The sequence below is a fragment of the Nostoc sp. DedQUE05 genome, assembly GCF_034530955.1.
GTDB lineage: Bacteria > Cyanobacteriota > Cyanobacteriia > Cyanobacteriales > Nostocaceae > Nostoc.
Window position 1 is genome coordinate 64,920 of the sequence record NZ_JAVRCB010000004.1, and the last position, 17,172, is coordinate 82,091.

Annotated in this window: 15 protein-coding genes; 7 read left to right on the forward strand and 8 right to left on the reverse strand. The window is 42.7% G+C overall.

The window, feature by feature from the left end:
• Nucleotides 1-93: 93 nt before the first annotated feature.
• The 5 genes from RMZ42_RS04265 to RMZ42_RS04285 all read right to left on the reverse strand — a co-directional run bounded on the left by RMZ42_RS04265 (nt 94) and on the right by RMZ42_RS04285 (nt 7,648).
• Entirely contained in the window at nt 94-1,167 is a 1,074-nt protein-coding gene (locus tag RMZ42_RS04265; protein WP_322670237.1) for a PstS family phosphate ABC transporter substrate-binding protein, read from the reverse strand.
• A gap of 256 nt (nt 1,168-1,423) precedes the next feature.
• Complete coding sequence (locus RMZ42_RS04270) at nt 1,424-2,581, reverse strand: serine/threonine-protein kinase (protein ID WP_322670238.1); 1,158 nt, start codon at nt 2,579-2,581, stop codon at nt 1,424-1,426.
• A 1,331-nt stretch (nt 2,582-3,912) separates the two neighbouring features.
• Nucleotides 3,913-4,539, reverse strand: a complete 627-nt coding sequence (locus RMZ42_RS04275; RefSeq protein ID WP_104909637.1) for a cytochrome c oxidase subunit 3 — start codon at nt 4,537-4,539, stop codon at nt 3,913-3,915.
• Between the two features lie 164 nt (nt 4,540-4,703).
• The gene (ctaD, locus tag RMZ42_RS04280) at nt 4,704-6,440 is read right to left on the reverse strand and encodes a cytochrome c oxidase subunit I (RefSeq protein ID WP_322670239.1); all 1,737 of its coding nucleotides are present in this window, start codon (nt 6,438-6,440) and stop codon (nt 4,704-4,706) included.
• Between the two features lie 116 nt (nt 6,441-6,556).
• Nucleotides 6,557-7,648, reverse strand: coding sequence for a cytochrome c oxidase subunit II (locus RMZ42_RS04285; RefSeq protein ID WP_322670240.1), 1,092 nt, complete (start codon nt 7,646-7,648; stop codon nt 6,557-6,559).
• A 404-nt stretch (nt 7,649-8,052) separates the two neighbouring features.
• On the opposite strand from RMZ42_RS04285, the gene RMZ42_RS04290 reads away from it, so the two are divergent.
• From RMZ42_RS04290 to RMZ42_RS04305, 4 genes are all read left to right on the forward strand, one after another.
• A complete protein-coding gene (locus tag RMZ42_RS04290) occupies nt 8,053-8,988 on the forward strand; it encodes a heme A synthase (RefSeq protein ID WP_322670241.1) in 936 nt (311 codons plus the stop codon).
• A 299-nt stretch (nt 8,989-9,287) separates the two neighbouring features.
• On the forward strand, nt 9,288-10,241 hold the full coding sequence (locus RMZ42_RS04295; RefSeq protein ID WP_109010120.1) for a heme o synthase: 954 nt from the start codon (nt 9,288-9,290) through the stop codon (nt 10,239-10,241).
• A 144-nt stretch (nt 10,242-10,385) separates the two neighbouring features.
• Nucleotides 10,386-10,628, forward strand: coding sequence for a type II toxin-antitoxin system HicB family antitoxin (locus RMZ42_RS04300; RefSeq protein WP_322670242.1), 243 nt, complete (start codon nt 10,386-10,388; stop codon nt 10,626-10,628).
• Nucleotides 10,628-10,846, forward strand: a complete 219-nt coding sequence (locus RMZ42_RS04305) for a type II toxin-antitoxin system HicA family toxin (protein ID WP_322670243.1) — start codon at nt 10,628-10,630, stop codon at nt 10,844-10,846. Before RMZ42_RS04300 ends, RMZ42_RS04305 begins: the two co-directional genes overlap by 1 nt.
• Nucleotides 10,847-10,859: 13 nt before the next feature.
• On the opposite strand, the gene RMZ42_RS04310 is transcribed toward RMZ42_RS04305, so the two are convergent.
• Nucleotides 10,860-11,588, reverse strand: a complete 729-nt coding sequence (locus RMZ42_RS04310) for a GUN4 domain-containing protein (RefSeq protein ID WP_322670244.1) — start codon at nt 11,586-11,588, stop codon at nt 10,860-10,862.
• On the reverse strand, nt 11,554-11,634 hold the full coding sequence (locus RMZ42_RS34650; protein WP_416211789.1) for a 4-Cys prefix domain-containing protein: 81 nt from the start codon (nt 11,632-11,634) through the stop codon (nt 11,554-11,556). The genes RMZ42_RS04310 and RMZ42_RS34650 overlap by 35 nt, the downstream gene beginning before the upstream one ends.
• A 190-nt stretch (nt 11,635-11,824) precedes the next feature.
• On the opposite strand from RMZ42_RS34650, the gene RMZ42_RS04315 reads away from it, so the two are divergent.
• From RMZ42_RS04315 to dhaL, 3 genes are all read left to right on the forward strand, one after another.
• Nucleotides 11,825-12,700, forward strand: coding sequence for an MBL fold metallo-hydrolase (locus tag RMZ42_RS04315; protein WP_322670245.1), 876 nt, complete (start codon nt 11,825-11,827; stop codon nt 12,698-12,700).
• Between the two features lie 193 nt (nt 12,701-12,893).
• Nucleotides 12,894-13,967 carry a dihydroxyacetone kinase subunit DhaK gene (dhaK, locus tag RMZ42_RS04320; RefSeq protein ID WP_322670246.1) on the forward strand — a complete coding sequence of 358 codons (1,074 nt, stop codon included), beginning with the start codon at nt 12,894-12,896 and terminating at the stop codon, nt 13,965-13,967.
• A gap of 13 nt (nt 13,968-13,980) precedes the next feature.
• Nucleotides 13,981-14,610, forward strand: coding sequence for a dihydroxyacetone kinase subunit DhaL (gene dhaL, locus RMZ42_RS04325; protein ID WP_322670247.1), 630 nt, complete (start codon nt 13,981-13,983; stop codon nt 14,608-14,610).
• Between the two features lie 10 nt (nt 14,611-14,620).
• Here the strand turns inward: dhaL and RMZ42_RS04330 are convergent, their stop codons facing one another.
• A complete protein-coding gene (locus RMZ42_RS04330) occupies nt 14,621-16,912 on the reverse strand; it encodes an IMS domain-containing protein (RefSeq protein ID WP_322670248.1) in 2,292 nt (763 codons plus the stop codon).
• Between the last annotated feature and the right edge of the window lie 260 nt (nt 16,913-17,172).

A 17,172-nucleotide genomic window follows, 5' to 3' on the forward strand; every position in this document is an offset into this window, starting at 1 on the left:
CCGCGATCGCACACAGTCTATACTTTTAGATACCCGACTTCTTAAACAAGTCGGGTATCCCTGGGAAGCTTGCTCAATTGTCCTGCAAATCTACTAGCGAACGCCAACAAAACCAGCTTTCTCAATTGCCCTTTGTCCCTGATCGGTTAATAAAAGATTGGCATAAGCATTTCCAATCTGCTGTTCCCGTCCTTTATTCTGCTTAATAATCACAAACAAATTCGCAATCATCGGATAGCTGCCATTTTCGATCGCCTGAGTATTTAGCTGGTTGCGCTGACGCGGACACTGTTCAGGCGAAACCATCGGCGTTTGATAAGGGGTAATTAGCCGATCGGAACTCTGACCCAATGGTAAAGCCTTCACGCTACATTGAAAGACTACCGAACGGGCAGAAGCATAATACACACCACCAGGGGTTTTACTGAGTTGGCGCACTGCCTCTGTAGCTGAGTAGACATATTGCACATTAGAGCCAAATGCTTGCCCTTTTAAGTCGCTATTGCTAGGAAATATTACTGTATCTGCGTCTTCTGGTCGTTGCGAAAAAGCTGTGATGGGTAGATTTGGCCCGCCGACTTGATTCCAGTTAGTAATTTTCCCCAAATAAATTTGCTGCAATTGGTCAACAGTTAAACCAGGCACATTGAGTGATGGGTTGACTACCACTGCTATCCCATCTTTACCCACTTGGCGTTCCTCAAGGGTAAAACCTCGCTCTTTTGCCATAGCTTGTTCTTCATCTGTGAGGGGACGGGAAGACTGAGCAAAGTCTATTTTCCCATCAAGCAACATCCGAATGCCAGAGCTAGAACCAGGACTACCATTAACAGGGTTTACGTAGCGTAATCGTAGTTCCGGGCGATCGCTCTGGATCTGAGAATCTACCAATTGCCGAATAGATGCCCAAGCGGTACTACCTCCGTAGTTGAATGATGCAGGGGGAACATCAGCAACTGTCTGAAAAGTTGATTCATTCTTAGAGACGCGATTGAAATTTTGATTAGAGGAATTAACGCTGTTGCCAGACAATAAATTTGGCTTCAATAACCACCAAAGTAATCCGCCAATAACCATAAGTGTGAGAACTTTACCAATAATCAAACCTCTAAGAAAGAGGGAGATTTCGCTGTTAATTAAAGCTTTTCTTTGATTTGTATTGTCCATTTTTTTAAATATTGTTTCATTGTATTTATCTTACAGGAATATCTAGGTATTTATCCTACAGTAATCTTGAAATATTTAAATTTACAGTAAATTTGTAATAGCTAGTTAATAGCCAGTTTGATGATTGCTGCTAGATAATTAACTTTTCTAATTTAGTGAAATTAAATTTACTCTTTGGTAGTTTTTGCAATGGTGCAATTGCTTTGACAGATTCTTTTATTAGCTGCTGATTTAGCTAGTAGACTACTTATATTAGTTAATAACGGGAACTCAATCTTTCTATAAAACTCTTTAGTGGAGTAGGTTGGTTTGGAAGCGATGTCCCCGTATTAATAAATGTATAGATTAAAACTATTACTATCAAACTCGTAGTTGCACCAAGACCAATACCCAGTAGCAAAATAAAGTTTCTATAAGTTAGCAAATTGGTATCATCAGCCTTGTAGTTGATGTCAGGAGATTGTGATGACTGTAATAACGCTACATCAGAATTAAGTGCTTGTAAAGCTTCTGTGGCAGACTGATAACGCTGGTTGTAGCGATCGCGAACCATTGTATCTAAAATATTTGCCAGAGCATCACTTACCTCTGCCTTGTCGCGCCAGATAACTTCTCCAGTAGTGGGATCTTCTGGTAATTGCTCAGGCATTAAACCTGTTAAAGCTTGGATGCCAATCATCCCGACTGCATAAATATCGCTGCAAAGTTTTGGCTTTCCCTTAGCCTGTTCGCTTGGCATATAGCCAGGAGTCCCAACCGCAATTGTTAAGCCTGCTCCCAAAGCACCAATTTTCTTAATACTCCCAAAATCAATTAGCACAATCTTTCGATCGGAGTACCGCCGCATTAAGTTTTGAGGCTTAATATCTCGGTGAATAATATCGTGTTGGTGGACGAAAGCCAGTACTTCTAGGATGTCTTTTAATAAATTTACGACTGTATTCTCGTTGAGACGCTGACCTGGGACAATTTCTTGAGTCAAGGCATGACCGTCAATATATTCCTGAACTAAATAGAAATCCCCGTCTTCATTAAAATGAGCAAACAGTCTGGGAATTTGCTCGTGGTTGTTGCCTAGCTGGTATAAAACTTCTGCTTCCCGATCGAATAGCTTTTTAGCAATGGGTAGAACAGCAGGGTTGGAATCTTTTGGATGGAAATGTTTGACCACACAATGAGGTTGTCCTGGTAAATCCAAGTCAATGGCCAAGTAGGTATCACCAGAACCGCCACTTCCTAACTGTTTGACAATCTCAAAGCGATTCCGAAGTGTTTTTCTGTTGAAAGAGGAGCGATGTCTGTTACGTGTAGCACCCCCTACTAAGTAAGTATTACCAGATTCTCCGCTTCCTATCACTTTGACAGTTTCAAAGCGACTTCGGAGTGTTTTTCTAACTAGAGGGTTCTGGCTCATGTGGCGTATACTACTTCTTAATTTACTGACCATTCAGAGCTTGAGTGAGGTTATTAATAACTGCTTGCTGCTAGATTTGCCGATCTTTGCGGCAGTTAGCTATCGCGCGACCTATGCTTTGGATACCTTTGGTGCTTAGTTGCTTGACTGCTTTGTTAAATACTCTTACAAGTATCTTAATACAAAATTAATTTATGAAATACTTCTGTAATATTATCACTTAAGTAAATTTAAGACTAGTCCACAGTATTTAAACTGTGGGCAGAGAATAAGATTTATGAGTTAAGATGGTTAATTTTTTTAATTGTTAAGTCTGATTACTGATGAAACCTTGAGCAGTGAAATTTCAAGGCACAAGTAGCAATTAAAGTGTTCGCTACTATTTTGTCATCAGATTCTAGTCGTTACTAACTGCGATCGCGTTGTCAGATCGATGTGAGTTTGACGAAAAAACTAAAAAAGATTGGGTAAGTTTTTGAGATAGTTAGGTGTAACTTTTCAATTACTCACACATTTTACGATCTCGATTTACTAATAATTATAGCAAATCTTTAATGCGTATTCGCTTCCACAAAATGCCCCAATTAATATGTGTGATACCAATTGTTAAAAAAAATCCATTCCTACCTACCCTTAGCAAGGCGAGGGTGCGTGTCAGCGCAGGTTGGGTTATCTGTCGTAAACATTTTTTGAATTGGTATCAAATACTTCAATGAGAAAGCAAAGCGAATTACAATACTTGCAATCTCGCCAATAACTTCAAGTTTCTTGCTACTTTTATGAATAAAATAAATATTAGAATTATATTTCCTTAAATATAAATCCGTATAAATTTGCGAACTTTATTTATTGGTTTACTCAGTCCTTATAACATTAATTTACAGTATATTAACTGGTTCTTCAATACTTTCTCTAAAACATCCTACTTTTCCGACTTTTCCCACCTTTTACTTTACTCGCCTTTTTATCACTTTCAATCACTCAGTTGCATCTAGCAAAAGTAATAGTTGGAATAAATAGTTGAAGCTGATTTTTATATATTTTTTATTTAACTTTTTTAGGTAGGCAATAAATATACCTTATTTATATTAATAATCTTTGTATAAGGCAATACAGAAAAATTGTTTAACCTTTACCGCTTACCCTTTTCCCTACAATGCCAAGAAGTCTAAGGTTTTTGGAGCTAACCCAAGCGTATTGTTGCATAAGAGTAGCACTTCTACGTCTTTATGTTCATTTTCACTGATATTTTTATTCTGTTAATTAAAAAAGCCCCCTAGTGGGGGCTGATTAAGTTGTCCGCGTGGATTAAACAACTAGTTAATTAATACTTACAGTAGATACAGTAATCCGAACAAAATAATCCAAATTACGTCAACGAAGTGCCAATAAATTTCGGCTGCTTCAATGCCAAAGTGCTTTTCGTTACTATAGTGACCCGGAAGGCGCGATCGCCACAACACGGCAACGATTGCCAAAACGCCGATGGTAACGTGCAATCCGTGGAAACCAGTCAAAACGTAAAATGCACTCGCAAATAAATTGGTAGTTAGACCAAATTCTAAATGGGTATATTCATATACTTGACCCACCAAGAAGATAGCACCCATTGCAGCGGTAATTGCTAACCAGATTTGCGCACCCCGCGCATCGTTCTTTTTGATAGCAGTATCGGCATTGTGCATGACAAAACTACTAGAAATTAGATTGATGGTGTTGACTCCAGGTAACAAAAGTTCTAATTCTGGAGTACCTGCTGGCGGCCATGCAGGTAAGGTAGCACGGAAAGCCAAATAGGCTCCGAACAACCCCATAAAAATCATCCCTTCAGCAATTAGGAAGACAATTAGCCCAAACATCCGATGGTCTGGATGTTCTTCATGATGACCGACGGACGCTTCCGCTGCATGGTGATGATTTAGTTCGGTTTTAGCTGGGTCAATAGTTTGACTTTGCATGAATTTTTATAAGTGGGGAATGGGGAATGGGGAATGGGAGTTAGAAGTTAGGAATTAGAAGTTAGGAGTTAAAAATTAGGAGTTAAAAATTTTGAACTAACAACTTTATTAAAGTCATAACTCATCATTCATAACTCATAACTCATAACTCATAACTCCTAACTCTATTTCCGATCTTCGGGATTAGCAGCAACCGCTGGATCGGGTTCTGCTCTTAATACTGAGTTCGGCCCGCCAGATAAGACTGGATTGGGATCGGACAAAGGTACACCTTCGTCAGCCTTTTCTAAACCGTAGTCGTAGGGGCCTGTAGCTAGTACTGGGGTTCGATCGAAATTTTCGATCGCTGGCGGTGAGGTTGTCATCCATTCTAAGGTAAGTGCCCTCCAGGGATTATTACCAGCTTTTTCACCGTATAACCAACTCCAAATCGCATTAATGATGAAGGGGAATGTCGAAACTGCTAGTATGTAAGCGCCGTAAGTGCAGATTTCGTTGAGAAAGGTAAATTTGGGGTCATACTGGGCAATACGGCGGTTCATGCCCATTAATCCCAGCTTGTGCATTGGTAAGAAGGTCATATTTAGACCAACTATTGTTAAGGCAAAGTGAACTTTACCCCAAAATTCGTTCACCATTCGTCCCGTCATTTTCGGGAACCAGTGGTAAATGCCTGCATAAATCCCTAACACGCTACCGCCAAAGAGCACGTAGTGTAAGTGTGCTACCACAAAATAGGTGTCGTGAACGTGAATATCAAAAGGCACTGCTGCCAACATCACGCCACTGATCCCGCCGATGACAAAGGTGCCAACAAAGCCAATGGCGAAGAGCATGGCAGTATTAAGCCGGATTTTCCCACCCCACATGGTTGCTAACCAACTGAATATTTTAATTCCCGTAGGTACGGCAATGATCATCGTGGTGATCATAAAGAACATCCGCAACCAACCGGGGATACCGCTGGTAAACATGTGGTGCGCCCAAACAATTAGCCCCAGAAAGCTAATAGCGAGAGACGAATAAGCGATCGCTTTATAGCCAAAAATCGGCTTGCGGGAATGCACGGGAATAATTTCTGAAATTGCCCCAAAAAAGGGCAAAATCATGATGTAAACGGCTGGGTGGGAGTAAAACCAGAACATGTGCTGGTACACAACTGGGTCGCCACCCCCAGTTGGGTTAAAAAATGTCGTTCCTGCGAATAAGTCAAAAGCCAGCAAAATTAAACCAGCTGCTAACACTGGTGTAGATACCAAAGTCAGCGCCGAGGTAGCAAACATCGCCCAGCAGAACAACGGCATTTGATGAACACCCATACCGGGGATACGCATCCTGAGCAATGTGACCAGAAAATTGATTGCTCCTAAAATCGATGACGTACCTAGTAGGAGGACGCTCATAATCCAAATTCCCTCACCGACTTGACCTGTTACCAAGCTCAGGGGAGGGTAGGAAGTCCAACCCGCATCCGGTGCATCGCCTACCACTAAACTGAGGATCAACAATAAACCCGCAGGCGGAATCATCCAAAAGGCAACAGCATTCAAGCGCGGAAATGCCATATCCTTTGCCCCAATCATCAAAGGGATGAGGAAGTTAGCAAAACCCGCACCAGCTGGCACGATCCACAAGAAAATCATGATCGTGGCGTGCAGCGTAAATAAGCTGTTGTAGACTTCAGGGGTGACGAAATCGACTTCTGGAGTTCGCAGTTCTGTACGAACCAAGTCAGCCATCACGCCACCGATACAGTAAAAAATGAATGTAGTGACTAGGTATTGAATCCCAATCACCTTATGGTCAGTGTTGAAACTAAAGTAGTCTTGCCATTTTCTGATCCCTGACTCCTCAACAAGAGCAGGGGCGTTGGCAGTTTCTTGCACTTGAGCTTGGGTCATTTGTCATTTGTCCTTTGTCCTTTGTAATTTGTCCTTTGTCACTTGTCCTTTATCACCTGTCATTTGTATGAGTACTAATGACCAGTGACTAATGACTAATGACTAATGACCAATGACTATTTGTGAACTTGATGCAGGATTTCTGGCTTAATTCCCATATCCTTGGTGTAAGGAGCGAGAAATTCATTTGGGGATAGATTCGCAGGGTTAACAGCAACGGCTTGATTTAGTGTTTCTTTGCTGGCAACTAGCTGTTCTTGCATCCATTTGTCAAAGGCTTCTTGTGGCTCAACAACTACTGGCGCTCTCATTGCACCGTGGTAGGGGCCACAAAGTTCTGCACAGATCAGGGTATAGTCTCCTGCTTTTTGAGGGGTGAAGCGAATCTCGCTTTGCCTACCGGGGATCGCATCTTGTTTCAAGCGGAATTCTGGAACCCAGAAGGCATGAATGACATCGTTGGCGGTCATACTGATTTGCACTTCTCGCCCGATGGGGACGTGCATTTCACCTGTAGTTATACCAGTTTCAGGATAGGTGAAAATCCAGGCATATTGTAAACCAGTGACGTTGACTTGTAATTCTGCTGGTTTACCTGCTTTATCAGGAGTTCCCCCAATCGTCGGGGCAACACTACCGACACCTGGGGCATTCCGCAGTTGGGGAATTTGGTCAGCATTGCGGACTTCTGCGGTAGCTGGGTCTTGCATTGCCTCATCAGATTTTTCTTGATTGAGGTTGGGCTCGGTGCTGGGTGGAGTATCGCTTAAAGTTGCGGCCATAGCACTCCCATGCCCTGGCATTTTCATCGACTCCTGATTCATCATCGGTGCTTCATGGATAGCATGGGGATCAAAGCCACCGATTTCGTTGTAAACATCAAAGCTGTAAACAGAAATACCGATAACGATAATTGCTGGGATCGCCGTCCAGAGAATTTCTAGAGGTACATTGCCTTCAACTGGTGGGCCGTCTTCATTGTCACCTGCACGCCGACGATATTTAAATGCAGAGTAAATTAAAACACCTTCGACGAGCAGGAATATACCTGTTGAAACGATCATCATCGCGTTGAACAGACCATCCACTAAGACGGCTTCATCCGTGGCTGCTGCTGGCAACAGACCGTGATTTTGACCGTACCAAAGGCTGGCGAGCGTTAGCACGATGCCAATGAGTAATGTCCAGATTGAACTTGGAATCTTCACGGCTTACTTAATTGAATTTACTACGTTATCTTAAAGCTGCTCACTTACTAAGGTAGTCTAGGCTGTCAGACATGGGGGAGAAAGGTCTGAAATTTTTATTAATTTTTTTGGCTATTTCACTAATTTTTAGTATGAGTTTACTATCATACAACGCCAAAAATAGATGAAAATCAGTGAAAAAGTTTAAGGAAAAATTTAGGATGTTTAAATTTATTCCCATGAATCAATTTCTCACATCTTGAAAAATACCTAAAGCTTCAGGCAAAACCTTTCTGGAGTGATTCAAAGTATAAGTGAGTGCTAATCTATAAACCCATAGCCTATACGCTAGGGTGGAGATGGGACACTAAAAGAAAATTGAAAATTTTAAGAGATTCACCAAGAGCGGGCAGAAGGTATCCTTCATGAGCGAATTTGTCCTACAACAACAAAATGAAGCGGCGCTTCAGCAGCAAAAACCCAAGGAAATGATTCGTCGCTTGGTGTGGAAAATATGCATAGCCACCTTAATTTTGATGGCAATAGGCAGCGCCACCCGTGTGATGAATGCTGGACTTGCTTGCCCAGACTGGCCCTTATGCTATGGCGAACTGGTGCCAGCCAAGCAAATGAATCTCCAAGTGTTTTTGGAGTGGTTTCACAGATTGGATGCGGCTTTAATTGGTGTAAGCGCGATCGCACTCTTCGGTTTGTCGTGGTGGCATCGTCGTTTCTTACCCTCTTGGCTGCCTTGGGCATCTACATTCGCCCTATTTCTAATCGTCTTCCAAGGCATCTTGGGGGGACTCACCGTTACCGAACTGTTGCGGTTTGATATCGTTACCGCTCATTTAGGAACGGCGCTGTTATTTTTTTGCACCCTGCTGATTATCGGCACGGGACTTACTCCCTATCAGGGGAATGGAACCGTTGGTAAGTTGCCTTGGGTCGGTTTAACTGCCACTGTTCTGGTTTACCTGCAAAGTCTCTTGGGTGCTTTGGTAGGCTCTCGCTGGGCGCTACACCAATGCCTCGGCGGTTCTCAACTTTGTACTGTAATGTACAGTCATATTGCTGGTTTGGTGCCGCCTTCCTTGGCAACCTTGGCAATAGTATTTATCTGTTGGCGGACACCAGCACTACATCCAGCCTTACGGCGACTGGCAAATTTGGCTGGTGCGTTGCTAACCTTACAAATCTTGTTGGGATTCGCCACTTTCAAATTACATCTCCAAGTAGAGCCTCTCACCGTCTCTCACCAAGCTATAGGAGCTACTTTGCTGGGTACTTTGGTGGTTTTCACAGTTCTCGCACTGCGTGACTCTGTGAGTGCTGAGTCACGAGTACTGAGTGCTGAGTAGGGAATGGGGCATTGGGCATTGGGGAGGCAGTGCGGTCTTCTCCCAAGGGGAGACGCCAAGGGCGATGGGGTCTCCCCAAGTAGAGCAACTGCCGTCATTGAGCATTGGTTCTTCTCCTTAATCTCCCTCTGCTCCCTCATCTCCCCCTGCTCCCCACTCTCCACTAAACGACGAAAGCCGCAACGGCGAGTATTGCGATCTATGCAGGTGCAGAAAATCTGTGTTTTCGTTTGCTTAAAAGAGCCAGCTTGAGCGGGGGCTGTATATAAGTTGTTGAAAAATAAGGAACCAGAGCCAAAATGATTGAGACTAATGTCTCTCGCCACCACGGAACATTTTTACAGGTAATTCAAAGTTACTACCAGCTAACCAAGCCTCGGATTATTCCGTTGCTTTTGATTACTACGGCTGGGAGTATGTGGATTGCTGCTAAGGGTGAAGTAGACCCATTGCTGTTGCTAGTAACTCTCACTGGTGGCACCTTGGCTGCTGCAAGCGCCCAGACGATTAACTGTGTCTATGACCGAGATATTGATTATGATATGGAGCGGACGCGCCATCGTCCGATGCCATCCGGTAAGGTACAGCCGCGCGATGCTCTAATTTTTGCGATCGCACTAGCGACAATTTCCTTTACACTCCTAGCAGTATTTGCCAACCTGTTAGCCGCCCTGCTAGCATTTTCTGGGATCGTTTTTTATATTTTGGTTTATACCCACTGGCTAAAACGCCACAGCACCCAGAATATCGTTATTGGTGGAGCTGCTGGGGCAATTCCGGCGTTAGTGGGTTGGGCTGCTGTCACAGGCACATTAAGCTGGTCAGCATGGTTAATTTTTGCCATCGTCTTTTTGTGGACACCGCCCCATTTCTGGGCTTTAGCTCTGATGATTCGGGATGATTACGCAAAAGTTGGGATACCAATGCTACCTGTGATTGAAGGTGATACGGCAACCGTGAAGCAGATTTGGTACTATACGCTGGTAACAGTATTTGCAACCGTGTTATTGGTATATCCTTTGGGCGCGAGTGGAATTCTTTATGCTGCGATCGCCCTAATTCTGGGAGGATTATTTATCCACAAATCTTGGCGGTTGTTGCAAAATCCAGAGGATCGCGCTGTAGCTAAAGAGTTGTTTCTGTTTTCCATCTCCTACATGATGCTGTTGTGTCTGGGGATGGTAGTTGATAGTCTTCCCGTTACCCATAATTTAATTAGTGCGGTGAGTAATCATCTGCATTTTATTGGATAGGGGATGGAAAATTTAGCGATCGCGTTTGGTAAAGGGGCGCGATCGCATTTTCGGAAATTAAAAATTATACATAATACTTAGAGTTTGGCGGATTTGCGATTAAAAATAAAATTTCAGTTGTAACCAAATTGATTAAAAAGCTGAATGTTGACAAATTACATTCGTACAGCAATGCATAAAGCAACTTATGAGTTGCTTGAGGATGGAACTTTCTACGGCGAAATTCTAGAATGTCAAGGTGTGTGGGCAAACGCTACAACATTAGAAGCTTGCCGGGAGGATTTGCAAGATACTCTTGAAGGATGGATTGTACTAGGATTGCGTTTGGGTCATACTCTACCAATACTTAATGATGTTGACCTGAATCTTACCAAAGAGGTCGCCTAATGCCACCCTTTGGATCAATTAATCGGCGGGATCTGATTCATTATCTAAAAGATGCAGGTTTTGATGGGCCTTACCCAGGTGGTAAGCATCAATACATGGTAAAAGATGAATTAAAGCTGACAATTCCCAATCCACATCAGGGAGACATCAGCCCAAGCTTACTAAATAGAATATTACGTCAAGCTAATATCAGCAGAGATGAATGGGAGACGTTATGAATTATATGCTTAATCATCCTAGTCTTGATGTGAGGGCAGAAAATCTTTTTCTTCTTCCATCCAATCTCATACTCCATATCGCTCTGGGTAGTTGTCCTACCGCAGCAGTTAATGTAAATGATAGAAATTCATAAGGCTTCCAATTATTTTTAATCCGCCATCCTAGAGACTCACCGAAATATTTCCAGGTTTCCAAATCTAAGTCAGGTTTTCCCCCAACGCTGTCCCATATTTGCTTCTGGATACTAAAACCAAAGCGCCCATTACTGTATTTTACCCACAAGCGATCAATAGTTAAGAGGTCTTGACAGGGAAACTGTTTTATATCTTCTACTCTGAGGTAACATTCTTTTTCTCGATGAGATATTTTAAGCATAAGCTTCCAGGTTTCTTGATCGGCTTCTCTCCATTTTCCAGATGCTAGTAGCTTTTGCAAAATTGTATAATCTATCCCTACTGCTGAATTTAGATTCTCAGCATTAAGAGCTTGTATAACCTCATCAACAGATTGATAGCGTTCCTCCACATAATCCTGAATTAACTTATCTAAAACTTGCCCAAACTCAGGAGTAATACTTCTACCTTGTAATAAGTATTTTCTCCAAATCCAGCAACCCTTGAGTGCATCATAAAGTTCATCATAACCATCTGCATTTGGTAAAACTTGGGTTAACAGACGAATACAAGTTACACCCAAACTATAAAGGTCATTGTCCACACTTAATGCAAAACTTATTGTCATCAAGGTTAAACGGATTTGCACAACTAGAATTAGAACAGTAAAGCATATTTGGGAATATATCAGCAGATAGTGTCTATGTTCAGTTTTCCCAATTTCTGCTTACTGGGTTTCACCAGTCTTAATATTTTTGAACGGATTTACTTCTAGTGGCGGCTACAGTCTCAAATTACTTTTGCTAGCGTAGTGATATAAGGTTTATCGCTCCCCAGTAAGCGCCTGGAAGCAAAAGGATTAATATGGCTCATTTAAATCAGCGTCGCTCTCAAAATGTCAACGGCGATTTTTATGTAGATACTACCTGTATTGATTGTGATACCTGTCGCTGGATGGCTCCTGAAGTATTTTATGATGTTGATGACCAATCGGCTGTTTACCATCAACCAACGAATGAGGCGGAAAGATTAGCAGCGCTGGAAGCACTTTTGGCATGTCCTACTAGTTCTATTGGCACAGTTGAGAAACCAAAAGATATCAAAGTTGCTCAAGAAAAGGTTCCAATATTAGTAGCAGAAAATGTTTACCACTGCGGCTATCATTCTGAAAAATCTTACGGTGCAGCTAGCTATTTAATTCAGCTTCCAGAAGGTAACATATTGGTGGATTCTCCCCGGTTTACGCCGCCTTTAGTTAAGCGTTTAGAAGAACTGGGGCCAATTCGTTACATGTATTTAACTCATAAGGATGATGTGGCAGATCATCAAAAGTTTGCCGAGCATTTTCAGTGCGATCGCATCCTCCATGCTGATGATATTACTGCGGATACTCGCAATGTAGAAATACAGCTAACTGGTTCTGAACCATTTACCTTGACACCAGATTTATTAATTATCCCAGTTCCCGGTCACACCAAAGGACAAACCGTACTACTCTACAAAAATAAGTTTCTCTTCACAGGCGATCATCTTGCTTGGTCAGAAAGCTTGCACCAACTGGCTGCATTCCGCGATTTCTGCTGGTATTCTTGGTCAGAACAGATTAAATCAATGCGTAACTTGGCTAATTACTCTTTTGAGTGGGTGCTACCAGGTCATGGACGAAGGTTTCATGCTGATAAGGAAACCATACGCCAGCAGATGCACAAGTGTATTGAGTGGATGGAATCTGTGAATTGACGTTAAAGAACTGACTTTTTACCTCATGTAGAAAAACCTAACCCCCTAACCCCCAACTCGTCGCGGGAAGGGGGAAATTTCAAAGTCTCTCTCCTTTTAGGAGAGAGATTTAGAGAGAGGTCAGCCTCTATTGCATACAAACCAGCGATCGCTATAACCTGAGTTTTAGCACTCTTTTAACCAAACACGGATTATGAAAAAGCTGATCAACAAGCCAGAAGACTTTGTGCGCGAAAGTCTAGAAGGTATGGCGGCGGCTCATTCCGATTTAATTAAACTGAACTACGATCCCGCTTTTGTCTATCGAGCCAATGCACCTATTCCGGGTAAAGTAGCAATTATTTCAGGTGGTGGCAGTGGACATGAACCAATGCACGCTGGCTTCGTGGGCAAAGGAATGCTTGATGCAGCTTGTCCTGGTGAGGTTTTCACTTCACCAACTCCAGACCAAATGCTAGAAGCAGCAAAGCTTGTAGATGGAGGCTCTGGTATTATTTATATCGTCAAAAATTACAGTGGCGATGTGATGAACTTTGAAATGGCAACGGAGTTAGCCCGTAGTGAGGGCATTAGATCGCTAAATATTTTGATTGATGACGATGTAGCAGTGAAAGATAGTCTCTATACCCAAGGACGGCGAGGTGTAGGAACAACAATCCTGGCAGAAAAAATTTGTGGTGCGGCGGCTGAGGCAGGGTATGATTTGCCACAAATAGCAAATTTGTGTCGCCGAGTAAATTTGAATGGGCGGAGTATGGGAATTGCTCTAACATCTTGTATAGTCCCCGCTAATGGAACGCCGACATTTGAATTGAGCGATCGCGAAATTGAATTAGGTATCGGTATTCACGGTGAGCCAGGAACAGAACGTACAGCCATCAAATCAGTAGATGAGATTACCGAAATTTTAACGCGATCGCTCATTGAAGATGCACCATACACCCGCACACTGCGCGAATGGGATGAAGATAAAGAAGAATGGGTAGATGTAGAGCTAACAAGTCTACCATTTGCCAAAGGCGATCGCTTATTAGCTTTCGTCAATAGTATGGGTGGAACCCCAATTTCCGAACTGTATATTGTTTACCGCAAACTCGCCCAAATCTGCGAACTGCAAGGATTGCAAATTGTGCGAAACTTGATAGGCCCTTACATTACATCTCTAGAAATGCAAGGTTGCTCCATTACCCTGCTGAAATTAGATGATGAAATGATCGGGCTATGGGATGCACCAGTAAAAACGCCAAGTTGGCGTTGGGGAATTTAACTAATTACGAATTATGTTGACTCAAGCGCAGATATTGCAATGGTTGCAGGCTTATGCAACGGAGATAGAGCAGAATAAAGCCTATTTGACAGAATTAGATGCTGCGATCGGAGATGCTGACCACGGGATCAATATGGATCGCGGCTTCAAAAAAGTAAGCGCTCAGTTACCAACTTTTACAGACAAGGATATCAGCAGCATTCTCAAAGCCGTGAGTATGACCTTAATTTCTTCTATTGGCGGTGCTAGTGGCCCTCTTTATGGCACTTGGTTTTTAAGAGCCAGTACAGCAGTAGTTGGTAAGCAAGAATTAACAGAACAAGATGTTTTAGGAATACTGCAAGCAGGCTTAGATGGGGTGCTGCAACGTGGTAAAGCGCAACTAGGAGACAAAACAATGGTGGATGTGCTGTCTCCGGCTGTAGCCACTTTTGGGCAAGCTGTAAAAGAAAGTAAGGGAACGCTGGAAGCTATGCAACAGGCTGTAGTAGCAGCCCACAAAGGGTTACAGGAAACTATACCAATGCAGGCGAAAAAGGGACGGGCTAGCTACCTGGGGGAACGGAGTATCGGACATCAAGATCCAGGAGGGACTTCTGCTTATTTGATGTTGAAAACTTTGTTAGGGGTATTGGAAACCTAAACATTACAACTTATCTAATTATCTGATTCACAACAGATGCACTCTGAATACGCCATTTACCTCGTTGTCGAATCAAATCATACCGAACCCGCAAATTCTCGTTAGAAGAGTTTTTAAACTGACCATTTTCATATAACTGCGTCGCTTCCTTCACCGTAGCTACCACTGTGGCACGATCTGCAAATAAATCAATTTTCTCTACAGATTCCACCTTTACACTATGTTCGTACTTGCGGTAGCGGTTGTCTGACCTAGCCTGTTGAGCAATTAGCCGCCATTGAGACAAAGCTGAACCAGTTAAAATCTGCTCTAAGTTATCAATCTCATGATTCGGCCCTAAAGCTTCGGCTTTAGTAGATAGCCAAGTGCGAATGACTTCCTCTGCCGCTGCATCTGTTAAAGAGCCATCTAGTCCTTGTGGTTGACTATTTGGATCGGGAATAGATATTGGTGGTTGATTTATTTGTACAAACAACTGTGAAACAGGTGCAGGTCGTGTGGGAAAAAACAGATTTTTTAACCATCCAAAAGTTGTTGTGGCTAACACCCAAAAAACTAAAATACTCACCAAAGAAATAAACACTCTCCATACCAGCCGTGTTTTCCCTTCAATGGTATTAGCAAAAGTTCGCCGCCGCCGAGGACGACGAGAATGGGGGCGATTGTCCGGTAAACGCTCTCGGATAGGAGATGGAGCAGGTTTTCTCCGCCGACGCTTTTGGTTATGAGCAGGTGTAGCACTTTTAACTGAACCGTTCAAATGCTCCTTTGTGCCTCTGCTCGTTCGTTCAGCAGCAGGAACCTCTGATTTTACGTTTCCAGATGAATTCCACATCGGTGGTGAGAAGTTTGAATATTCTGGTGTGTCTGGCAAATCTAGGTCAGGTGTTCTGTTGTGGTTAAATTGCTTTGGAGTCCTAGTTGAATTTTTAGGGAAAGGCAAATTATTTGTCTGTGGCTGGGGAAAATTTTGGGGGTTAATTACAGCCCACTCATTAGTTGTTTCTGCATCAGTTGGCAGTGCTTCTAAATAAGCTTGTACCTGTTGGTTAGCAAAGTAATCTTTTAGAAACGCTTGCTGGTTTGCTAAATCTCGAAAATGGGGAAATACTTCGTGTTGTAACCATTGTTCTGCATATAGACACAGCCCTGGTAACAAATCGGGAGAGTCTTGAGATTTTTCTCTAATAAAAGCTAAAGCTTCGTACTCCTGACTAAGTTCTAAAACCCGAGTTGCTTCTTCAGTTTGTCCCAAAAGTAAAGCACATAATGACTGTTCTAAATGTACATCTTGGCGCTTGCCCAGACGCATGAGCATTTGCCTTGCTTGACGAATTAAAGCAGGTTGCCGTTGAGCAAATCCCCGCGCTATTAAGGCATAAACAGCTAAGTAAGTGGCAACAGCAGAAGGACGTTTGCTTTGGGCTTCAAATAACTTGTGCTGTTCGGCGACTGTTAAGTGGTTGCGTAACTGCTGAATAAACCGCAGAAAGTCATCTATGTTTAAACCAGAATCATCATTATTCGTGCCATCAATTCCGCCACGATCTTCTAAAAGATTTTGTAATAATTCCAAACCTTGGCTTCGTTCGGCAGTCTTTTCTTGAGGTAGTGCCAACAACTCCAAAATTCGATATGGTCGCAATTTATAAAGATCCGCCTGAATTTCCGCCTGGACGCTGGCGAACAACCCTTCGCGTACTAACAGTTCTTGACCAGTTTCTAGGGATATAGCGGCATTTTCATAGTGACCTTGTTGCCACTGTTCGCGACCTAATTCTAGACAAGCAAGGGCAACAGTCAGAACAACATCTGGGTGTTCAGCACTTTCGTGTATTTCTTCCTCTGCTAAATTATTACCCTTTCTTGGACTTGTAGCACCATTTTTATTTACCAGGTACGGACGACCTAGTTTTAGTACAAGTTCGTATTCCCCTAACTCTTGCAAAATTAATAAAGCGCCCACTAATTCGTCTTGAGTAATTTCGATACCCAGACTCTGGGTATTGCTACCCCTTTTGGTGCTTTCTGGAGAATTTTCCAGTGCTACTGCGGCAGCAGCAAGGTTATCAGGATCGTAGGCGTGGGCAAGATACAGATGATCGTAGGTACTGCGTTGTTTTGGATCTGATAAAACCACGTAAGCTTCTTCTATGAGTTGTTTACGAGAAGAAATTGCTGCCTGAGAATACTCACGTCGCGGCAATTGTACAATGCGATCGCTGTATGCCTGTCGCAATTGTTCATCACTTGCCGCTAACGGTAGTCCTAAAATTCGGTAGTAATCTAGCGGAATTCGCACAGCCTACTTCCCCTGCACCGCGATCAACATAATTTACCTAGAGCGTTCCAGGCCGTAAAACCGTGCCATAAAAATGCCGTATAGAATTTACTCTACAAGTGTATATTGCAACAACTTGTTTTGTACCTTCCCGAAATTTTGAGTCACATTTTAGTACTAATTTTTTGCTTTCGCCTAGAAAGCCTCAATTGTTTGTTTTAATTCTTAGTATTTTTGTTTAACACAACTATTATCAGCCTTCGATACCACAAACCACAACT